The organism is Cupriavidus sp. FW306-1B-F12B, from assembly GCF_058781795.1.
The window spans coordinates 72839-91876 of record NZ_JBYSXC010000019.1; the positions used below are offsets into that span (position 1 = coordinate 72839).

A 19038-nucleotide genomic window follows, 5' to 3' on the forward strand; every position below is an offset into this window, starting at 1 on the left:
GCTCAGGCGGCGCGCCGGCGCAGCACGTGGAACGCCAGCAGGCCGCCCACCACGCCCCAGAACGCAGAGCCGACACCCGCCAGGGTCATGCCGGACGCCGTGATCATGAAGGTCAGCAGCGCGGCTTCGCGCTCGGCCGGGATTTGCATGGCCACGGTCAGGCCGTTGGCGATCGAGCCCATCAGCGCGAACGCGGTCACGCCCACCACCAGCGCTTGCGGAAAGGCCGCAAACAGCGCCGCGATGCTGGCCGCCAGCGTGCCCGCGACCAGGTAGCCCACGCCGCAGACCACGGCCGCGGTATAGCGGCGGTTGCGGTCGGGGTCGGCCTGCGGGCCGGTGCAGATGGCGGCAGTGATCGCCGCCAGGTTGACGCCGTGCGAGCCGAACGGCGCCAGCACGGCCGAGGTCAGGCCGGTGAGCGAGATCAGGCGCGAGGCCGGCACGTGGTAGCCGTCGGCTTGCAGCACGGCCAGCCCGGGGATGTTCTGCGAGGCCAGCGCCACGATGAACAGCGGAACCGCCATGCTGACCAAGGCTGACAGCGAGAAGGCCGGCGTGGTCCAAACCGGCACCGCCAACGCCAGCCGCACGCCCGAGAAATCGAGCTGGCCGAGCACGCCGGCGACTACCGCCCCGGTCAGCAGCACCCCTGGCACCGCATAGGCCGGCCACAGGCGCCGCCCGAGCAGGTAGGCGGCGAACATCGCCAGCAGCAGCACGGTCTGGTGCTGCGCCTGCACGAACACATCCACGCTGATGCGGAACAGGATGCCGGCCAGCAGGGCTGACGCGATGCTGGCGGGCAGGGCGCGCATCAGCTTGTCGAACCAGCCGGTCATGCCGGCCGCGGCCATCATCAGCCCGGCCAGCAGGAAGGCGCCGATGGCTTCCGCGTAGGGCACGCCGGGCAGGCTGGCGATCAGCAGCGCCGCGCCGGGCGTGGACCAGGCCACCACGATCGGCACGCGCAGCGCCAACGACAGGCCGATGGTGGTGATTCCCATGCCCATCGACAGCGCCCAGATCCAGGACGAAATCTGGGCATCGGTCAGGTGGGCGGCGTGGCCGGCCTGGATCATCAGCACCAGCGAACTGGTATAGCCGGTGAGCGTGGCGACCAGCCCGGCGACCAGCGCGGACACGGACAGGTCGGACAATTTCAGTGAAGCGGTGGTCATGAGGGTGGCAGCAGGCCATTGGCACGGCCGACATCTTCGCATGAGTGCCTTGGCCGTACCAATTTGCCGCGGCGGCGTCCAGAAATCGCGGTTGACGGGGCTTTCCCTTACGGACTTTTCCGACTGGAGCGGGCAAGGGGGCGTTGTTATGCTGGCTTCGTGCCTTGCGAGCAGGGCACCGAGGAGAGACTCTTGGGCCCGCAGTGCGCGGGCCCTTCTTTTTTGGGGCCAGCCTTGGCCCGGCCCCGGTCGTCTACAATGCGGGCTGCCGTGCCACGCCAGCCCTGGCTGCCAGGCCGTCCCTCCTTTCTCTCGTCGTCTCGTCTTTCTCCCATGGCCCTGTTTTCCATTACCGACGCCCAGCTTGCCTTCGGGCACGTGGCCCTGCTCGATCACACCGACTTTTCGCTGGAGGCCGGCGAGCGCGTGGGTTTGATCGGGCGCAACGGTTCGGGCAAGTCCTCGCTGCTGAAGATCGTGGCGGGGCTGTCGGCGCCCGACGATGGGCTGATCGCGCGCCAGAGCGGCGTGACCAGCGCCTACGTGCCGCAGGAGCCGCAGTTCGAGGCGGGCATCACCGTGTTCGACGCCGTCTCGCAGGGCATGGGCGATGCGCACGACTTGCTGGTGCGCTACGAGGCCGCCGCCGACCGCGTCGCCGAGAACCACGACGACGAAGCCGCGCTGGCCGAATTGCACCGGCTGCAGTCCGAGTTGGACGCCGCCGATGCCTGGCAGCTGCGCACCCGCGTGGAAACCACGCTGGCGCGCCTGGGGCTGGATTCGCACACGCGCGTCGAGGCACTGTCCGGTGGCCTGCAGAAACGCGTGGCGCTGGCGCAGGCGCTGGTGGCCGAGCCCGACATCCTGCTGCTGGACGAGCCCACCAACCACCTCGACGTGGAAGCGATCCGCTGGCTGGAAGACCTGTTGCTGGGCTTCCGCGGCAGCGTGCTGCTGATCACCCACGACCGCGCCTTCCTCGACCGTGTCGCCACCCGCATCATCGAACTGGACCGCGGCCGGCTGGTGTCCTTCCCCGGCAACTTCGCCGCCTACCAGGCGCGCAAGGAAGAGATGCTGGCGGCGGAGCAGGTCGAGCAGGCCAAGTTCGACAAGCTGCTGGCGCAGGAAGAGGTGTGGATCCGCAAGGGGGTGGAGGCGCGCCGCACGCGCAGCGTGTCGCGCATCCAGCGCCTGGTGGCGATGCGCAACGAGCGCGCCGCGCGCCGTGAAGTCCAGGGCAACGTCAAGCTGGAGGTGTCGCAGGCCGACCGCTCCGGCAAGATCGTGGCCGAGCTGACCGACGTCAGCAAGGCCTATGGCGACAAAGTGGTGGTGCGCGACTTCACCGCCACCATCATGCGCGGCGACAAGGTCGGCCTGATCGGTCCCAACGGCGCCGGCAAGACCACGCTGCTGCGGTTGATCCTGGGCGAACTGGCGCCGGACAGCGGCACCGTGCGCAACGGCAGCAACCTGCAGGTGGCGTACTTCGACCAGATGCGCACCGCGCTGGATCTGGAGCGCTCGCTGGCCGACACCATCAGCCCGGGCAGCGACTGGGTCGAGGTCAACGGCCAGCGCAAGCATGTGATGAGCTACCTGGGCGACTTCCTGTTCGCGCCGGAGCGCGCGCGTTCGCCGGTCAAGTCGCTGTCAGGCGGCGAGCGCAACCGGCTGCTGCTGGCGCGCCTGTTTGCGCGCCCGGCCAATGTGCTGGTGCTGGACGAGCCGACCAACGATCTCGACATCGATACGCTGGAACTGCTGGAAGAACTGCTGCAGGACTATGGCGGCACCGTGTTCCTGGTCTCGCACGACCGCGCCTTCCTGGACAACGTGGTGACCTCGACCCTGGCCGCCGAGGGCGATGGCGTGTGGCGCGAATCGGTGGGCGGGTATTCCGACTGGGTCGAGCAGTCGGCCCGCAGCGCGGCGCTGCAGGCGGCGCGCAAGCCGGAGCAGAAGGTGGCAGAGCCGGCAAAGGGCAAAGATTCGCGCGAGGCGCGCGGCGCCAATCGTACGGTCAAGCTGTCGTACAAGGAGCAGCGCGAACTGGACGGCCTGCCGGAGCGCATTGCCGCGCTGGAAACCGAGCAGAAGACGATCTCGGCGCAGCTCGCGGACGGCTCGCTCTATGTCAGCGATGCGCCCAAGGCCGCGCAGCTGGGCACGCGGCACGATGAGATCGAGATGGAACTGCTGGAAGCGCTGGAGCGCTGGGAAGTGCTGGAGGCGAAGTCGAAGGGCGAGGGGGCCTGAGGGTCAGGCAAGCCGGCCCTCACCCGCACCACGCCAGCACCATATTGGTCAGGTCGACCATGAACCCCGGCCGCAGGTAACCCACGAACCCAAGCGCCAGCACCCCGGCCAGCACCGCCAGCCCGGCTGCCTTCATCACGCGCGCCTGGGTCGTGCTCATCATGCCGCCGCCGGCTGCACGCGCACCAGCGCCTGCTCGCGGATCGGCAGGTTCACCAGCGCGGCCACCACGCCCAGCGCGATCGCGATCAGCCACACCGTGTTGTAGCCGCCGGTACGGTCGTAGAGGAAGCCGCCCAGCCAGGCCCCCAGGAAACTGCCGATCTGGTGCGAGAAAAACACCACGCCCGACAGCATCGACAGGTATTTCACGCCGAACACCTGGGCGATGATGCCGTTGGTCAGCGGCACCGTGGACAGCCACAGGAAGCCCATGACCGCCGCGAACACCCAGGTGCTGGCCACCGTCAGCGGCAGCAGCAGGTAGCCGGCGATCACCACCGAACGCGTCACGTAGATGGCGGACAGCAGGTAGCGCTTGGGCAGGCGCTGCCCCAGCGCGCCGGCGGTATAGGTGCCGAATACATTGAACAGCCCGATCAGCGCCAGCGCCACGACGGCGACTTTCGGGTCAGTCAGGCCCTGGTCCTTCAGGTAGGGCGCCAGGTGCACGCCGATAAACACCACCTGGAAGCCGCACACGAAGTAGCCCAGTGTCAGCAGCTGGAAGTTGCGGTTGCCGAAGGCTTCATGCACGGCCTGGCCGATGGTCTGGTGGTGGCCGCCGGTGTGGGCCGCTTCGCGCGGCTCGCGCAGCGTCAGCGCCAGCGGCAGCATCACGCAGGCCATCAGCGCCATTACATAGAGGGCGTTCTGCCAGCCCAGCCCGGAGATCAGGCCCTGTTCCACCGGGATCATCAGGAACTGGCCGAAGGAGCCGGCCGCGGCGGCGATGCCCATGGCCCAGACCCGCTTCTCGGGCCTGGCCACGCGGCCGATCACGCCGTAGACGATGCTGTAGGTGGTGCCGGACTGGGCGATGCCGATCATCACGCCGGCACCGGTGGCAAAGGCGGTGCCGCTGGTGGCCAGCGCCATCACCACCAGCCCGGCCACGTACAGCCCCACGCCGACCAGCATGATGCGCAGCGCGCCGAACTTGTCGGCCAGCGCTCCGGCAAAGGGCTGGCTGGCGCCCCACATCAGGTTCTGCAGCGCCAGCGCGAAGGCGAAGGTCTCGCGGTTCCAGCCATGGGCCTGGGTGATCGGCAGGTTGAACAGGCCGAAGCCGTGCCGGATGCCCATTGAAAGGGTCACGAGCAGCCCACCGCACACAAGTACGGTGGTCAGGGAGAGTTGTCGGTTCTGCATGTCTTGGCTCGATGTGCGGCAGTCCCGCCGGGTAAGCGCGGTGCCGACAGGGATTGTGTGTGCTTGTTGTTGCCCGTGCCGGGACGGCAATCGGGCTTGCCGGGGCCGGGTGCTGGCGAGTTTACTCCGGCTCGGGAAAACGCGTACGGCGCTGCCCGCGCTGCCGGCGCCCTGGCAAAAAGTGGCGGCGGCCCGGCAAACCGGCGCCAGCGCGGGTCGGCAGGCCAAGCGCTTTTTTGGCGGGATTGCCGTCGCCCGCTTCCATTACAATGCAGTGCCCGGTGCCCCGGCGCGTGCACAGTTGTGCGCCTCATGGCAGCCGGGACCATCACTTTCGTAGCGACTCCATGGCGAGCAAAACCAGTCAGTACAGCGAATCTTCCATCCGGGTCCTGAAGGGCCTGGAGCCGGTCAAGCAGCGTCCCGGCATGTACACCCGGACCGACAACCCCCTGCATATCGTGCAGGAGGTGATCGACAACGCCTCGGACGAGGCCCTCGGCGGCCACGGCTCCGAGATCCTGGTGACCCTGCATCGCGACGGCAGCCTCAGCGTGGAGGACAACGGCCGCGGCATCCCGGTGGGCATCCACCCGGAAGAAGGCGTGCCGGTGGTCGAGATCGTCTTCACCCGGCTGCACGCCGGCGGCAAGTTCGACAAGGGCAAGGGCGGCGCCTATGCCTTCTCGGGCGGCCTGCACGGCGTGGGCGTGTCGGTGACCAATGCCTTGTCGACGCAGCTGGACGTGACCGTGTGGCGCGACAGCATGTGCTCGACGCTGACCTTCTCCGGCGGCGACGTGACCGTGCCGCTGGCCTCGCGCAAGATCGAGCGGGGCGAGAAGAAGAGCGGCACCCGCGTGCAGGTGTGGCCGGACGCCAGGTATTTCGACTCGGCCGCGATCCCGCTGGCCGAGCTGCAGCGCCTGCTGCGCAGCAAGGCGGTGCTGCTGCCGGGCGTCAAGGTCACGCTGGTGACCGAGAAGACCGGCGAGCGCCAGACCTGGCAGTACGACCAGGGCCTGAAGGGCTACCTGGTCGAGGCGCTGGCGCAGGGCAGCGGCGCGGAATTGGTGATCCCGATGTTCGAGGGCGAGCACTTCGCCGACCCCGACGCCAATCCCGGCGAAGAAGGCTTTGCCGACGGCGAAGGCGCCTCCTGGGTGGTGGCATGGACCGAAGACGGCGCGCCGGTGCGCGAGTCCTACGTCAACCTGATCCCGACGCCGGCCGGCGGCACGCATGAATCCGGCCTGCGCGAAGGGCTGTTCCAGGCGGTCAAGAGCTTTATCGAGATGCACGCGCTGCAGCCCAAGGGCGTCAAGCTGATGAGCGAAGACGTGTTTGCGCGCGCCTCGTTCGTGCTCTCGGCCAAGGTGCTGGATCCGCAGTTCCAGGGCCAGATCAAGGAACGCCTGAACAGCCGCGACGCGGTGCGGCTGGTCTCCACCTTCAGCCGCCCGGCGCTGGAGCTGTGGCTGAATCACCATGTCGAGTACGGCAAGAAGCTGGCCGAGCTGGTGATCCGCCAGGCCCAGGCGCGCACGCGCGCGGCGCAGAAGGTCGAGAAGAAAAAAGGCTCCGGCGTGGCGGTGCTGCCCGGCAAGCTGACCGATTGCGAGTCCACCGACGTGACCCGCAACGAACTGTTCCTGGTCGAGGGTGACTCGGCCGGCGGCTCGGCCAAGATGGGCCGCGACAAGGAGTTCCAGGCCATCCTGCCGCTGCGCGGCAAGGTGCTCAATACCTGGGAGACCGAGCGCGACCGCCTCTTTGCCAACAACGAAGTGCACGACATCGCGGTGGCGATCGGCGTGGACCCGCACGGCGCCAACGACGAGCCCGACCTGTCCAACCTGCGCTACGGCAAGATCTGCATCCTGTCCGACGCGGATGTGGACGGCGCGCATATCCAGGTGCTGCTGCTGACGTTGTTCTTCCGCCACTTCCCCAAGCTGATCGAGACCGGCAACGTCTGTGTGGCGCGTCCGCCGCTGTTCCGCGTCGATGCGCCCGCGCGCGGCAAGAAGCCGGCGCAGAAGCTGTACGCGCTGGACGAAGGCGAGCTGCTGGCCATCCAGGACAAGCTGCTCAAGGACGGCGTCAAGGAAAACTCGTGGCAGATTTCCCGCTTCAAGGGCCTGGGCGAAATGAGCGCCGAGCAGCTCTGGGAAACCACCATGAACCCCGACACGCGGCGCTTGCTGCCCGTGTCGCTGGGCGAATACGACCTGCCGCAGACCGTCGAGATGATGAATATGCTGATGGGCAAGGGCGAGGCCGCACAGCGCCGCAGCTGGCTGGAAGAGAAGGGCAACGAGGTCGAGGCCGATATCTGAGCGATACCTGAGCGGAAAGCGGCGGCCGGTGATTGGGTAGATAATCGCCCAGTCTGCCTGGCCGTCATTCCCGACGGCCGCCAACGGACAGTAATCTGGAACGCACGATGACGACGAGAACTCCCGGCAAACCATGGCGCAAGGCGGCGGCAGCCGTCGTGGCGCTGGCCGGGCTCGCCTTCGTGCCGGCGGCGCATGCCGAGCTGTGGGGCTTTATCGATGCCGACGGCGTGGCGCATTTTGCCGACCAGAAGCTGGACGCGCGCTACAAGCTGTTCATGAAGGACGGCGGCAAGCTGGATACCGCGCGCCTGGCGGCGCGGCAATCGCAGGCGGCCGCTGGCGCGGACATCGACCTGGAGCAGCACAAGCTGTACCGCTACGTCGTCAACCATCCCAATATCAAGACCGTCGAACCGTTGATCCACCAGATCGCCGGCAAGCAGGATGTCGATCCCGCGCTGGTCAAGGCGGTGATGGCGGTCGAGTCGGGTTTCAACCCGGGCGCGGTGTCGCCCAAGGGCGCGATCGGCCTGATGCAGGTGATCCCCGACACCGGCGCGCGCTTTGGTGTGAGCGCCGATGCGCGCCGAAGCATCGAGCAGAAGCTGGCCGATCCACGCACCAATATCACCGCGGGCGTGCGCTACCTGAGCTGGCTGATGCAGCTGTTCCCGAACAACCTGGAGCTGGTGCTGGCTGCCTATAACGCCGGCGAGGGCGCGGTGCAGCGCTACAACAACCGCATTCCGCCTTACCCGGAGACCCGGCAGTATGTCAGCACCGTGCTGCAGTTTTACCGGCTGTACCAGCCGCAGCAGGGCGCGGTGCTCAAGCGCGCCAGCGCCAGCGCGGACGGCCCGCGCGTGAAGATGGTCATCGGCGGGCGCCGCCCCATGCCCTGACCGGCATACCCGAACAACAAGCAACCCGGCGCGCCGGCAGTTCAACGTGGCGCGCCGAATTCTTGCCTACCCATGGAACAACAAGACATCACGTTTCAACCTGAAGAGCCGGCCGATTCGCTGACGCTGGCGCGCTACGCCGAGCGCGCCTACCTGGACTACGCCGTCAGCGTGGTCAAGGGCCGCGCGCTGCCCGAGGTGGCCGACGGCCAGAAGCCGGTGCAGCGCCGCATCCTGTTCGCGATGCACGAGATGGGCCTGCGCGCCGACGCCAAGCCGGTCAAGTCCGCGCGTGTGGTCGGCGATGTGCTGGGCAAGTTCCACCCGCATGGCGACCAGTCCGCCTATGACGCGCTGGTGCGCCTGGCGCAGGACTTCTCGCTGCGCTACCCGCTGATCGACGGCCAGGGCAACTTCGGCTCGCGCGATGGCGACGGCGCGGCGGCGATGCGCTACACCGAAGCGCGCCTGACGCCGATCTCGCGGCTGCTGCTCGATGAGATCGATGAAGGCACGGTCGATTTCGCCCCCAACTACGACGGCTCGATGCAGGAGCCCAGGCTGTTGCCGGCGCGGCTGCCGTTCGTGCTGCTCAACGGCGCCTCGGGCATCGCGGTGGGCATGGCGACCGAGATCCCGCCGCACAACCTGCGCGAAGTCGCCGCGGCCACCGTGGCGATGATCCGCAATCCCAATATCACGCTGGCCGAGCTGCTGGCGCTGATGCCCGGGCCGGACTATCCGGGCGGCGGCCAGATCATCTCGCCGGCGTCCGATATCGCCCAGATCTACGAGGGCGGCCGCGGCAGCCTGAAGGTGCGCGCGCGCTGGACCATCGAGGAGATGGCGCGCGGCCAGTGGCAGCTGGTGGTGACCGAGCTGCCGCCGAACACCTCGGCGCAGAAGGTGCTGGAAGAGATCGAGGAAATCACCAACCCCAAGATCAAGACCGGCAAGAAGGCGCTGACGCAGGACCAGCAGCAGCTCAAGGCCACCGTGCTGGCGGTGCTGGACGCGGTGCGCGACGAATCGGGCAAGGATGCGCCGGTGCGGCTGGTGTTCGAGCCCAAGAGCAAGAACGTCGGCCAGCAGGAGTTCATCCATACGCTGCTGGCGCATACCAGCCTGGAGTCGGGCGCGCCGATCAACCTGGTGATGATCGGCACCGACGGGCGCCCGCGCCAGAAGGGCCTGCGCGAGATCCTGTCGGAGTGGATCGCGTTCCGCTTCGAAACCGTCACGCGCCGCACGCGCCACCGCCTGGGCAAGGTCGAGGACCGCATCCATATCCTCGAAGGCCGGATGCTGGTGCTGCTCAATATCGACGAGGTGATCCGCATCATCCGCGAGAGCGACGAGCCCAAGCCGGCGCTGATCGAGGCCTTCGGCCTGAGCGACCGCCAGGCCGAGGACATCCTGGAAATCCGGCTGCGCCAGCTGGCGCGCTTGGAAGCGATCCGGATCGAGAAGGAACTGAAGGAACTGCGCGAGGAACAGGCCGACCTGGACGTGCTGCTCAAGTCCGAGACCATGATGCGCCGCCGCATCATCAAGGAGATCGAGACCGACGCCAAGCAATACAGCCCGGAAGACAAGGACCCGCGCCGCACGCTGATCCAGGAAGAGCGCCGCGCCGCGGCCGAAGTGCGCGTGATCGACGAGCCGGTGACGGTGGTGATGTCGCAGAAGGGTTGGGTGCGCACGCGCCAGGGCCATGGCCACGATGCGCAGCAGTTCACCTTCAAGGCCGGCGACGCGCTCTACGGCACCTTCGAATGCCGTACCGTCGACGTGCTGCTGGTGTTCGGCACCAACGGCCGGGTCTATTCCGTGCCGGTCGCCAGCCTGCCTGGCGGGCGCGGCGACGGGGTGCCCATCACCACGCTGATCGAGTTGCAGTCCGGCAGCCAGGTCGCGCACACCTTTGCCGGCAGCGCGGAGCAGCGCATGCTGATCGCCACCGCGGGCGGCAATGGCTTCCAGACCAGGGTCGGTGACATGATCAGCCGGCAGAAGGGCGGCAAGTCGTTCCTGACGCTCGATGACGGCGACACGCCGCTGGCGCCGGCGCCGATCGGCGACGAGGCCACGCATGTGGCCTGCCTGTCCGGCAACGGCCGCCTGCTGCTGGTGGGGCTGGACGAGGTCAAGGTGCTGTCGGCCGGCGGGCGTGGCGTCATCCTGATCGAGCTGGAACCCAAGGAGAAGCTGCTGCAGGCAGTGGGCGTGGGCGCCCCGGGGCTGATGCTCTCGGGCGCGGGGCGCGGCGGCAAGCTGACCTCGCAGAAGCTGGCAGGCGTGGCCTTGCAGGCCTACGTGGGCAAGCGCGCGCGCAAGGGCAAGGCGATCGAGGCCAAGCTCAAGGAGCCGCGCATCGATCCGGTGCGCGTGGAGCCGCCGGCTGGCAACTGAGTGCCCTACCGGTTTGCCCCCCTCTCCCGCTTGCGGGAGAGGGGAGCCCCCAATCTGGCGGGCAATATCTCAATCCACTCCCACAAATCCCCCGGTCTGATGCGCCCACAGCCGCGCATACAGCCCGCCGTGCGCCAGCAATTGCGCGTGCGTGCCGCTTTCCACGATATGGCCGTTGTCCAGCACCACCAGCCGGTCCATGCGCGCAATCGTCGACAGCCGGTGGGCGATGGCGATCACGGTCTTGTCCTGCATCAGCGTTTCCAGGCTTTCCTGGATTGCCGCTTCCACCTCCGAATCCAGCGCCGAGGTGGCTTCGTCCAGGATCAGGATCGGCGCGTTCTTGAGCAGCACGCGCGCGATGGCAATGCGCTGGCGCTGGCCGCCTGACAGCTTCACGCCGCGCTCGCCGACCTGCGCCTCCAGCCCGGTATTGCCGTGGGCGTCGACCAGGTGCGGGGTGAATTCGTCGGCGCGGGCGCGGTGCAGGGCTTGCTGCAGTTCAGCCTCGGTACTGGAGGGCTTGCCGTAGAGCAGGTTCTCGCGGATCGACCGGTGCAGCAGCGAGGTGTCCTGCGTGACCATGCCGATCTGTGCGCGCAGGCTTTCCTGCGTGACCGCGGCGATGTCCTGGCCGTCTATCAGGATGCGGCCGCGCTCGACGTCGTAGAGTCGCAGCAGCAGGTTGACCAGCGTCGACTTGCCGGCGCCGGAGGGGCCGACCAGCCCGATCTTCTCGCCCGGGCGCACCGTCAGGTCCACGCCTTCGATGACGCCTGAGCCCTTGCCGTAGTGGAATCCCACCCGCTCGAAGCGGACCTCTCCATGCGTTACGCGCAACGGCTTCGCGTCGGCGCGGTCGGTCACCACGCGCGGCACGACAATCGTCTTCATGCCGTCCTGCACCTGGCCGACGTTTTCGAAGATGCCGTTGACCACCCACATGATCCAGCCGGACATATTGTTGATGCGGATCACCAGCCCGGTGGTGAGCGCAATCGCGCCGGTGGTGACGTGCCCCTCGCTCCACAGCCACAGGGCCAGCCCCGTGGTGCCGGCAATCAGCGCGCCGTTCATGGCGGTGATGGTGATGTCCATGCCGCTGATCATGCGTCCGGCCAGCCGCGACTTCTCGGTCTGCTCGGACATGGCGTCGCGCGCATAGTCTTCCTCGTGACGGGTGTGGGCGAACAGCTTGAGTGTGGTGATATTGGTGTAGCCGTCGACGATGCGTCCCATCAGGCGCGAGCGCGACTCCGTGGCCACCACCGAGCGCTGCTTCACGCGCGGCACGAAATGGAGCAGGGCAGCCACATAGCAGACGATCCACAGCAGCAGCGGGATCATCAGCCGCAAGTCGGCCTGTGCGAACAGCACCAGCGAGCTGACCGCATAGATCACCACGTGCCAGATCGCGTCCACCGCCTGCACCGCGGAATCGCGCAGCGAGTAGCCGGTCTGCATGATGCGCTGCGCGATGCGCCCGGCAAAGTCGTTCTGGAAGAACGACAGGCTCTGCTTGAGCACGTAGCGGTGGTTCTGCCAGCGGATCAGGTTGGCCAGCCCGGGGTTGATGACCTGGTGCACCAGCACATCGTGCAGCCCGAAAAAGATGGGACGCAGCAGCAGCGCCACCACCGCCATCCACAGCAGTTCATTGCGATGCCGGCTGAAGAACTCCGCGCCCGGCGTGGTCTGTGCCATGTCGACCAGCCGGCCGAGGAAGCTGAACAGCGCCACCTCGATCAGCGCTCCGACCAAGCCCACCAGCAACAGCAGCGCGAACACGCCCCACACTTCGCGCAGGTACCAGGCATAGAAGCGCCAGACCTGGCCGGGCGGCTCGTGGTCGGGCATGCCCCGGAAGGGGTCGATCAGTCTTTCCAGGCGACGCAACATGGCAGGTTTCCCGTTGTGCCCGGCGCAACCCGGCGTCTTCGTGGGAGGTGGGGGCGCGCGTGCGGCGGATCAGACACAACATGATACGCGCCTTGCACAATGGAAAAGCCCCGCCAGGGGGCGGGGCCTTGTCAGAACCGCAGCGCGGAAACTTCTGAATGGTCAGGGGTGGTGGATCACCATATGCGTGAACGGCGGCACATAGGCCTGCAGTGTCACGAACAGGCCCACCAGGATCGCCAGCACGATCGAGTGGAAGAACACATAGCGCAGGATGTCGCCTTCGTGGCCGTACCACTTGGTCGCGGTCGAGGCCACCACGATGGATTGCGCATCGATCATCTTGCCCATCACGCCGCCCGAGCTGTTGGCCGAGGCCATCAGCACCGGCGACAGGCCCAGCTGCTCCGCCGTGGTCTTCTGCAGGCCGCCGAACAGCACGTTCGAGGCCGTGTCCGAACCGGTCAGCGCCACGCCCAGCCAGCCCAGCATGGTGCCGAACAGCGGGTAGAACACGCCGGTGTGGGCGAAGGCCAGGCCCAGCGTGGCATCCAGGCCCGAGTAGCGGGTCAGGTAGCCGACGCCGAACATCGCGCAGATGGTCAGCAGCGAGTAGCGCACCAGCTTGATGGTTTCCCAGTATTCCTTGAACAGGCGCGGCACCGAGTAGCCCATCAGCAGGCCGCCGGCGATGGCCGAGACAAAGATGCCGGTGCCGGCCATCGACAGCACGTTGAAGTTGAAGACCGCGCCTTCGATGACTTCCTTGGGCACGACCGGCGGCACCTTGACGATGGCCTTGTCCAGCCCCGGGATCGGGAATTTCCACGCCCACAGGCTATCCATCAGCTTCTTGAACTCGGGCACGCCCCAGACAAAGACGAACACGGTCAGGATCACCCACGGCATCCAGGCCTTGGCCACCGAGATGCCGGCCGAGGCGGCGCTGGCGCGGGCATCGGCTTCCAGCGCTTCGGGATGGTCGACCTTGGAGTCGTCGTGGCGGCCCAGGATCCTGGTCGAGGTCCAGATCTCCTTCGGATGCCAGACCTTCAGGAACAGCGTCAGCGAGCCCATCGACACCAGCGCGGCGATCACGTCCACCAGCCACGGTCCGTGATAGTTCGACACCAGGAACTGCGGGATCGCAAAGCTCACGCCCGCCACCAGGATCGCCGGCCAGATCGCCAGCATGCCGCGGAAGCCGGCAAAAGCCCAGATCAGCCAGAACGGCACGATCACCGAGAAGAACGGCAGCTGGCGGCCGATCATGGCCGACAGGTCGAGCAGGTCCAGCCCGGTCACCGACGCCAGGCCGATGATCGGGGCGCCCAGCGCGCCGTAGGCCACCGGCGCGGTGTTGGCGATCAGCGCCAGGCCCGAGGCGGCCAGCGGCGAGAAGCCCAGGCCGATCAGGATGGCGCCGGTCACGGCCACCGGCGTGCCGAAGCCGGCCGCGCCCTCGAAGAAGGCGCCGAAGCTGAACGCCACCAGCAGCAGCTGCAGGCGGCGGTCCTCGGTGATGCCGGAGATCGAGTTCTGCAAGACTTTGAATGACCCGTTAAGGGTTGTCAGCCGGTGCAGGAAGATGATGTTCAGCACGATCCAGCCGATCGGGAACAGCCCGGACACGATGCCCAGCCCCGCTGCCTTGCCGGCCATTGCCGCCGGCATGCCGAACACCGTGGAGGCGACCACGATGCCGATCAGCAATGCCAGCCCCGCCGCCAGGTGGGCCTGCATATGAAAGAACGCCAGCGCTGCCAGCAGCACGGCGACGGGAATGCCCGCGGCAATGGTCGACAGCGCCATATTGCCTAGCGGGTCATAGACTTGACTCCACACGATCGATGTCCTCCTCAGGTTGGCTCAGGCGCCGGGACGATCTGCGTGCCCTCGGCGCCGTGCATGCGCTTTGCACCGGCGAACGGCATCCGCCGCGCGCGGGAAAGAACCAGCGATTGTAGGAACGGGTTCCGTGTTCGCTGTCGTATATTGCGTCATGCCTGGCATGAGCCACATTCAGGGATCAGGGTTTCCCTGGGGGCATTGCGGCGCACGTGGTGCCTTCCAGGCACTCTGGCGAGAGTACTCTAAACGGCGCCTGTTGCAAAAGCCTGCGTGCCTGCCACCGGCTTGCATGACCGGCCCGGCAGCCATGCCGGGACTGGCGCAAGCGCCGGCGCTCGGCGCATACTGGCGGGCGTCATGCCGCGGGCGCGCTGCCGCCCGCATCCAACCATTGAATGAGGCTGCCCATGACCGAATTCCTTCCCCCCTGGCCTTTGCTGACCGCATTCGTGCTGGCCAGCCTGGCGCTGGCCATCACGCCCGGCCCGGCCGTGGTCTATATCGTCACGCGCACGCTGGCGCAGGGCCGGCAGGCCGGGCTGGCCTCGATCGGCGCGGTGGCGCTGGGCAACCTGGGCAACGCGATCGGCGCCTCGCTTGGGCTGGCGGTGCTGTTCTCGGTATCGGCGCTGGCGTTTTCGGTGGTCAAGTACGCGGGGGCGGCCTACCTGATCTGGCTGGGCATCCGCGCCTTGCGTGGCGGCGCCGCGGCGGCTGACGGCGGCACGGTTGAAGTAGCGCCACGCAGCCTGCGCCAGGTGGTGCGCGACGGCTTCGTGGTGGCACTGCTCAATCCCAAGACCGCGATCTTCTTTGCTGCTTTCCTGCCGCAGTTCATGAACCCGGCAGGCTCGGCGCTGACGCAGAGCCTGGCACTGGGCGTGGCCTTCGTGCTGATCGCCGCGACCACGGACGCCTGCTACGTGATGGCCGCCGCCGCGGTGATGCCGGCACTGCGCCGCGCCGGCAGGGCGCGAGCGCTCGGCCGCTACCTGACCGGCGCGGCGTTTATCGGGCTGGGGGTTTTTACCGCGGCGTCGGGCTCGCGCGCGGCGAAGTAAGGCAGGACGGCAGGAAAGAAAAAACTGCCGCGGCTCAGCGCAGCGGCAGTTCCAGGATGCCGTCCGCGGCGGGGCGGGCGCGCATCGCGCTCAACCAGCGCTCCAGGTTGGGGCGCGGCTGGTGCTTGAGCGGCAGCCCCATCCAGCGGTGCGCGGCGCAGGCCAGCGAGATGTCGGCCATGGTGAAGCGGTCGCCGCCGATGAACTCGCGCCCGGTCAGCGCCTTGTCCAGCAGCGCGGCCAGCGGCTCGGTGCGCTCGCACGATGCCTTGATGGCAGCCTCGTCGCGCTCCGCCTTTGGCTTGCGCACCAGGTTCAGGAACGCCGTCACCATGGCCGGGCTGAAGGCGGTGGTCTGCCAGTCCATCCAGCGGTCGGCCGAGGCGCGTGCCTTGACGTCCTCGGGCCACAGCGTGCCTTCGCCGTAGCGCGCGCACAGGTACCGCACGATCGCATTGGATTCCCACAGCACGAAGGGCTCGCCGCCGACATCGGTGCCGCGGAAATCCTCGATCACGGGGATCTGGCGGTTCGGGTTCAGGCGCACATAGGCCTCGGTGTCGAGGTCGCCCTTGGTCACGCCGATATCCACGCGCTCATGGTCCAGGTGCAGCTCGCGCGCGCACCAGACCACTTTCTGCACGTTGATGGAGGAGAGTCGGCCCCAGATACGCAACATTTCGGCTCCAGTGGTGATGCGCGCCCGGGCTTCAGGCCGCGCGCGGTTGCCTGGCGGCGGCCGCGGCGATGGCTTCGCGGAACAGCTCGCCAAGGATGGCCACGCCCTGCTCGATGCGCTCGGCCGACACCGTGACGAAGGCCAGGCGCAGCGCGTTGCGCTTCGGGTTGCTGGCGTAGAACGGCGCGCCCGGCACATAGGCCACGTTGCGCTTCACGGCTTCTTCCAGGATCACCATGCTGTCCAGGCCCTCGGGCAGCTCCATCCAGATGAACATGCCGCCTTCGGGCGCGTTCCAGGTCACGCCCTCGGGCATATGGCGCTTGAGCGCGTCCAGCATGTACTGGCACTGCTTGCCGTAGAGCTCGCGGATGGTCGGGATATGCGTGTCGAGCAGGCCGTCGCGGATGGTCTCGTAGGCCACGCGCTGGGTGAAGGTCGGCGTGTGCAGGTCAGACGCCTGCTTGGCCTGGCACAGCTTGAAGTGCAGCTCGGGCGGGGCGATCACGTAGCCCAGGCGCATGCCGGGGGCCAGGATCTTCGAGAACGAACCCATGTAGATCACGCCGTCCGGGTTCATCGACAGCAGGCTGGGCAGCTGGTCGCCGGTGTAGCTGAGCGCGCCGTAGGGATCGTCCTCGACCAGCAGCACGCCCTGTTCCTTGGCGCGGGCCACCAGCGCTTCGCGGCGTTCCAGCGGCAGGCGGCGCCCGGTCGGGTTCTGGAAGTTGGGCAGGGCGTACAGGAAGCGCGCGCCGGCGGTCAGCTCGGGCGTCAGCGCCTCGGGCAGCAGGCCCTTGTCGTCGCTGGGGATCGAGACGAACTCAGGTTCGAACAGCGAGAACGCCTGCAGCGCGCCGAGGTAGCTGGGGGTTTCCACCAGCACCTTGCTGCCCGGGTCGATCATCACCTTGGCGATCAGGTCCAGTGCCTGCTGCGAGCCGGTGGTGATCAGCACGCGCTCGACCGGCGCGCCATGGCGCCTGGCGACGAACTCGCGCAGCGGCAGGTAGCCTTCGGTCGCTGCGTATTGCAGCGCCGCCTGCGGGTTGTCGGCGAATACGCGGGCCGTCGCTGCCTCCATGGCCGCTACCGGGAACGAGGCCGGCGACGGCAGGCCGCCGGCGAACGAAATGACTTCCGGACGCTCGGTGACCTTCAGGATTTCGCGGATGGCCGAGCTGGTCAGTTGCTGTGCCCGGCGGGAGATGGCCCATTTCATGATGTGTCTCTTGTGGTCTGGGGGAGTTCTGGGCTGAGCGGCAAGCCTGCCGCTCAGTCAACGATAAATAGTCGTGCGCCCTTCGGCGAGGACGAACGGTGCGCTTCCGCCTGGTCGGCTACCTGGTAGCTGGTGCCCGCGCCGAGCACGAACTGCCGGCCGTCTTCCAGCTCGGTATGGAGCTCGCCGTCCAGCACGAACAGGATATGGCCCTTGCTGCACCAGTGGTCGGCCAGGTAGCCGGGCGAATATTCGACCATGCGCACGCGGATGTCGCCGAACTGGCGCGTGCGCCAGGTGGCCTCGCCCTGCTCGCCGGGGTGGCGGGTCGGCGCGATGGCCGACCAGTCGGTGGTGCCGAAGGGCAGGTTGTCGATGCGCATGCGGGCCTCAGGCCGCCTTCACTTCGGCGATCATCTCGATCTCGACGCAGGCGCCCAGCGGGACCTGCGCCACGCCGAAGGCGCTGCGCGCATGCTTGCCGTTGTCGCCGAACACTTCGGCCAAAAGCTCCGAGGCGCCGTTGGTGACCAGGTGCTGCTCGGTGAATTCGGGAGTCGAGTTGACCAGGCTCATCACCTTGACGATGCGGGTGACGCGGTTCAGGTCGCCCACATGCGCGTGCAGCGTGGCCAGCAGGTCGATGGCGATCGCGCGCGCTGCGGCCTTGCCGGACTCGGTGTCGATGTCCTTGCCCAGCTTGCCGGTCCATACCTTGCCGTCCTTGCGGGCGATATGGCCCGACAGGAATACGGTGTTGCCGGTTTGCGCGGCCATTACATAGGCGGCGGCGGGGGCGTTGACGGCCGGCAGTTCGATGCCGAGGCGGGCAAGGGTGTCGTAGACGGACATGTAGGCTCCAGTCAGTGAATGCGTCCAGGGAGGATCGGTGGCGTTTCCGGGGCGGGGGCGGGTGCGCTTTGCTGCACGGCGGCGCGGCGGCCGAGGGCCACGACGGCGATCACCGCCACCGCGAAGGTGATGGTAGGGGCGTCAAGCGGCTCGGCCAGAATCAGCGCACCGCCCGCCAGCGTCAGGAACGGCTGCAGCAATTGTATCTGGCCGACGCGCGCCACGCCGCCTTTTGCGAGGCCGGCGTACCAGAAAAGGAAGCCGACAAACATCGAGAACACCGACACATAGGCCATGCCGCCCCAGGCGCGCGGCGACGCCGCGGCAATCGCCGGCAGGTCGCGCAGGGTCAGCCAGGCCACCACCGGCACCAGCACCGGCAGCGATACCGCCAGCGCCCAGCTGATGGTTTCCAGCCCGCCCAGCTCGCGCGACAGCTTGCCGCCCTCGGCATAGCCCAGCGCGCCCAGCACCACGGCGGCGAACAGGTACCAGTCCGCATGCTGCAGGCCGCCGGCACCCTGCCAGACGGCAAAGCCCACCACCAGCGCGCTGCCGGCCACGGCCGACAGCCAGAACGCCGGCGACGGCCGCTCGCGCCCGAACCAGGCGGCGAACACCGCGGTCGCCAGCGGCAGCAGGCCGATCACGATGGCGCCGTGGCTGGCCGGCACCTCGCGCATCGCCAGCGAAGAAAACAGCGGGAAACCTGCCACCACGCCCAGCGCGGTCACGGCCAGCCGCGGCCACTGGCCGCCGCGCGGGCGGCGGCTGGCGGACAGCGCGCCGCGCCAGGCCAGCAGCGCCAGCGCCAGCAGCGCGGCCAGCACGGCGCGCGCCAGTGCCACAAAGATCGGGTCCAGCTCGGCCACCGCCATGCGCGTGAACGGCAGCGTCTGGCTGAAGATCGCCACGCCGACAAAGCCGAGCAGCATGCCGCCGGAGGCCGGCGGGGCAGACGTCAGTGGCGAAGCGGGGCGGCTGGCGGCCATGGTCGGGGT

The 19038-nt window shown here is 67.9% G+C and carries 15 protein-coding genes; 5 read left to right on the forward strand and 10 right to left on the reverse strand.

What is annotated here, in order from left to right; genetic code table 11:
* Positions 1-2: 2 nt before the first annotated feature.
* Complete coding sequence (locus AC3WLE_RS26955; RefSeq protein WP_492319791.1) at positions 3-1181, reverse strand: benzoate/H(+) symporter BenE family transporter; 1179 nt, start codon at positions 1179-1181, stop codon at positions 3-5.
* Between the two features lie 333 nt (positions 1182-1514).
* Here AC3WLE_RS26955 and AC3WLE_RS26960 point away from each other — a divergent pair, with 333 nt between their 5' ends.
* Entirely contained in the window at positions 1515-3446 is a 1932-nt protein-coding gene (locus AC3WLE_RS26960; protein WP_492356584.1) for an ATP-binding cassette domain-containing protein, read from the forward strand.
* 19 nt (positions 3447-3465) lie between these two features.
* Here the strand turns inward: AC3WLE_RS26960 and AC3WLE_RS26965 are convergent, their stop codons facing one another.
* Together AC3WLE_RS26965 and AC3WLE_RS26970 are read right to left on the reverse strand one after the other, a co-directional pair.
* The gene (locus AC3WLE_RS26965; RefSeq protein ID WP_155737093.1) at positions 3466-3609 is read right to left on the reverse strand and encodes a hypothetical protein; all 144 of its coding nucleotides are present in this window, start codon (positions 3607-3609) and stop codon (positions 3466-3468) included.
* Complete coding sequence (locus tag AC3WLE_RS26970; RefSeq protein ID WP_492356583.1) at positions 3606-4817, reverse strand: MFS transporter; 1212 nt, start codon at positions 4815-4817, stop codon at positions 3606-3608. The genes AC3WLE_RS26965 and AC3WLE_RS26970 overlap by 4 nt, the downstream gene beginning before the upstream one ends.
* 347 nt (positions 4818-5164) lie before the next feature.
* Between AC3WLE_RS26970 and AC3WLE_RS26975 the strand changes: the two genes are divergently transcribed.
* The 3 genes from AC3WLE_RS26975 to parC all read left to right on the forward strand — a co-directional run bounded on the left by AC3WLE_RS26975 (position 5165) and on the right by parC (position 10473).
* Complete coding sequence (locus tag AC3WLE_RS26975) at positions 5165-7156, forward strand: DNA topoisomerase IV subunit B (protein WP_492319794.1); 1992 nt, start codon at positions 5165-5167, stop codon at positions 7154-7156.
* Between the two features lie 107 nt (positions 7157-7263).
* Positions 7264-8061: a lytic transglycosylase domain-containing protein gene (locus AC3WLE_RS26980; RefSeq protein ID WP_492319795.1), complete on the forward strand. Its 798-nt coding sequence runs from the start codon at positions 7264-7266 to the stop codon at positions 8059-8061.
* A 72-nt stretch (positions 8062-8133) separates the two neighbouring features.
* Positions 8134-10473, forward strand: a complete 2340-nt coding sequence (parC, locus tag AC3WLE_RS26985) for a DNA topoisomerase IV subunit A (RefSeq protein ID WP_492356582.1) — start codon at positions 8134-8136, stop codon at positions 10471-10473.
* A gap of 69 nt (positions 10474-10542) precedes the next feature.
* On the opposite strand, the gene AC3WLE_RS26990 is transcribed toward parC, so the two are convergent.
* Positions 10543-12372: an ABC transporter ATP-binding protein gene (locus AC3WLE_RS26990; RefSeq protein WP_492319797.1), complete on the reverse strand. Its 1830-nt coding sequence runs from the start codon at positions 12370-12372 to the stop codon at positions 10543-10545.
* 162 nt (positions 12373-12534) lie between these two features.
* Entirely contained in the window at positions 12535-14217 is a 1683-nt protein-coding gene (locus AC3WLE_RS26995) for an L-lactate permease (RefSeq protein WP_439670816.1), read from the reverse strand.
* A 413-nt stretch (positions 14218-14630) separates the two neighbouring features.
* On the opposite strand from AC3WLE_RS26995, the gene AC3WLE_RS27000 reads away from it, so the two are divergent.
* Positions 14631-15284 carry a LysE family translocator gene (locus AC3WLE_RS27000; RefSeq protein ID WP_492319798.1) on the forward strand — a complete coding sequence of 218 codons (654 nt, stop codon included), beginning with the start codon at positions 14631-14633 and terminating at the stop codon, positions 15282-15284.
* A 34-nt stretch (positions 15285-15318) separates the two neighbouring features.
* Here the strand turns inward: AC3WLE_RS27000 and AC3WLE_RS27005 are convergent, their stop codons facing one another.
* Genes AC3WLE_RS27005 through AC3WLE_RS27025 form a run of 5 tightly spaced genes read right to left on the reverse strand, consistent with a single transcriptional unit; the run spans position 15319 to position 19029 of the window.
* Entirely contained in the window at positions 15319-15963 is a 645-nt protein-coding gene (locus AC3WLE_RS27005) for a glutathione S-transferase family protein (protein WP_492319799.1), read from the reverse strand.
* Positions 15964-15994: 31 nt separating this feature from the next.
* Positions 15995-17185: an aminotransferase-like domain-containing protein gene (locus tag AC3WLE_RS27010; protein ID WP_492319800.1), complete on the reverse strand. Its 1191-nt coding sequence runs from the start codon at positions 17183-17185 to the stop codon at positions 15995-15997.
* 53 nt (positions 17186-17238) lie between these two features.
* A complete protein-coding gene (locus AC3WLE_RS27015; protein ID WP_010813560.1) occupies positions 17239-17568 on the reverse strand; it encodes a DHCW motif cupin fold protein in 330 nt (109 codons plus the stop codon).
* Positions 17569-17575: 7 nt separating this feature from the next.
* The gene (locus tag AC3WLE_RS27020; RefSeq protein ID WP_492319801.1) at positions 17576-18037 is read right to left on the reverse strand and encodes a RidA family protein; all 462 of its coding nucleotides are present in this window, start codon (positions 18035-18037) and stop codon (positions 17576-17578) included.
* Between the two features lie 11 nt (positions 18038-18048).
* Positions 18049-19029, reverse strand: coding sequence for a DMT family transporter (locus AC3WLE_RS27025; RefSeq protein ID WP_492356657.1), 981 nt, complete (start codon positions 19027-19029; stop codon positions 18049-18051).
* Positions 19030-19038 lie beyond the last annotated feature (9 nt).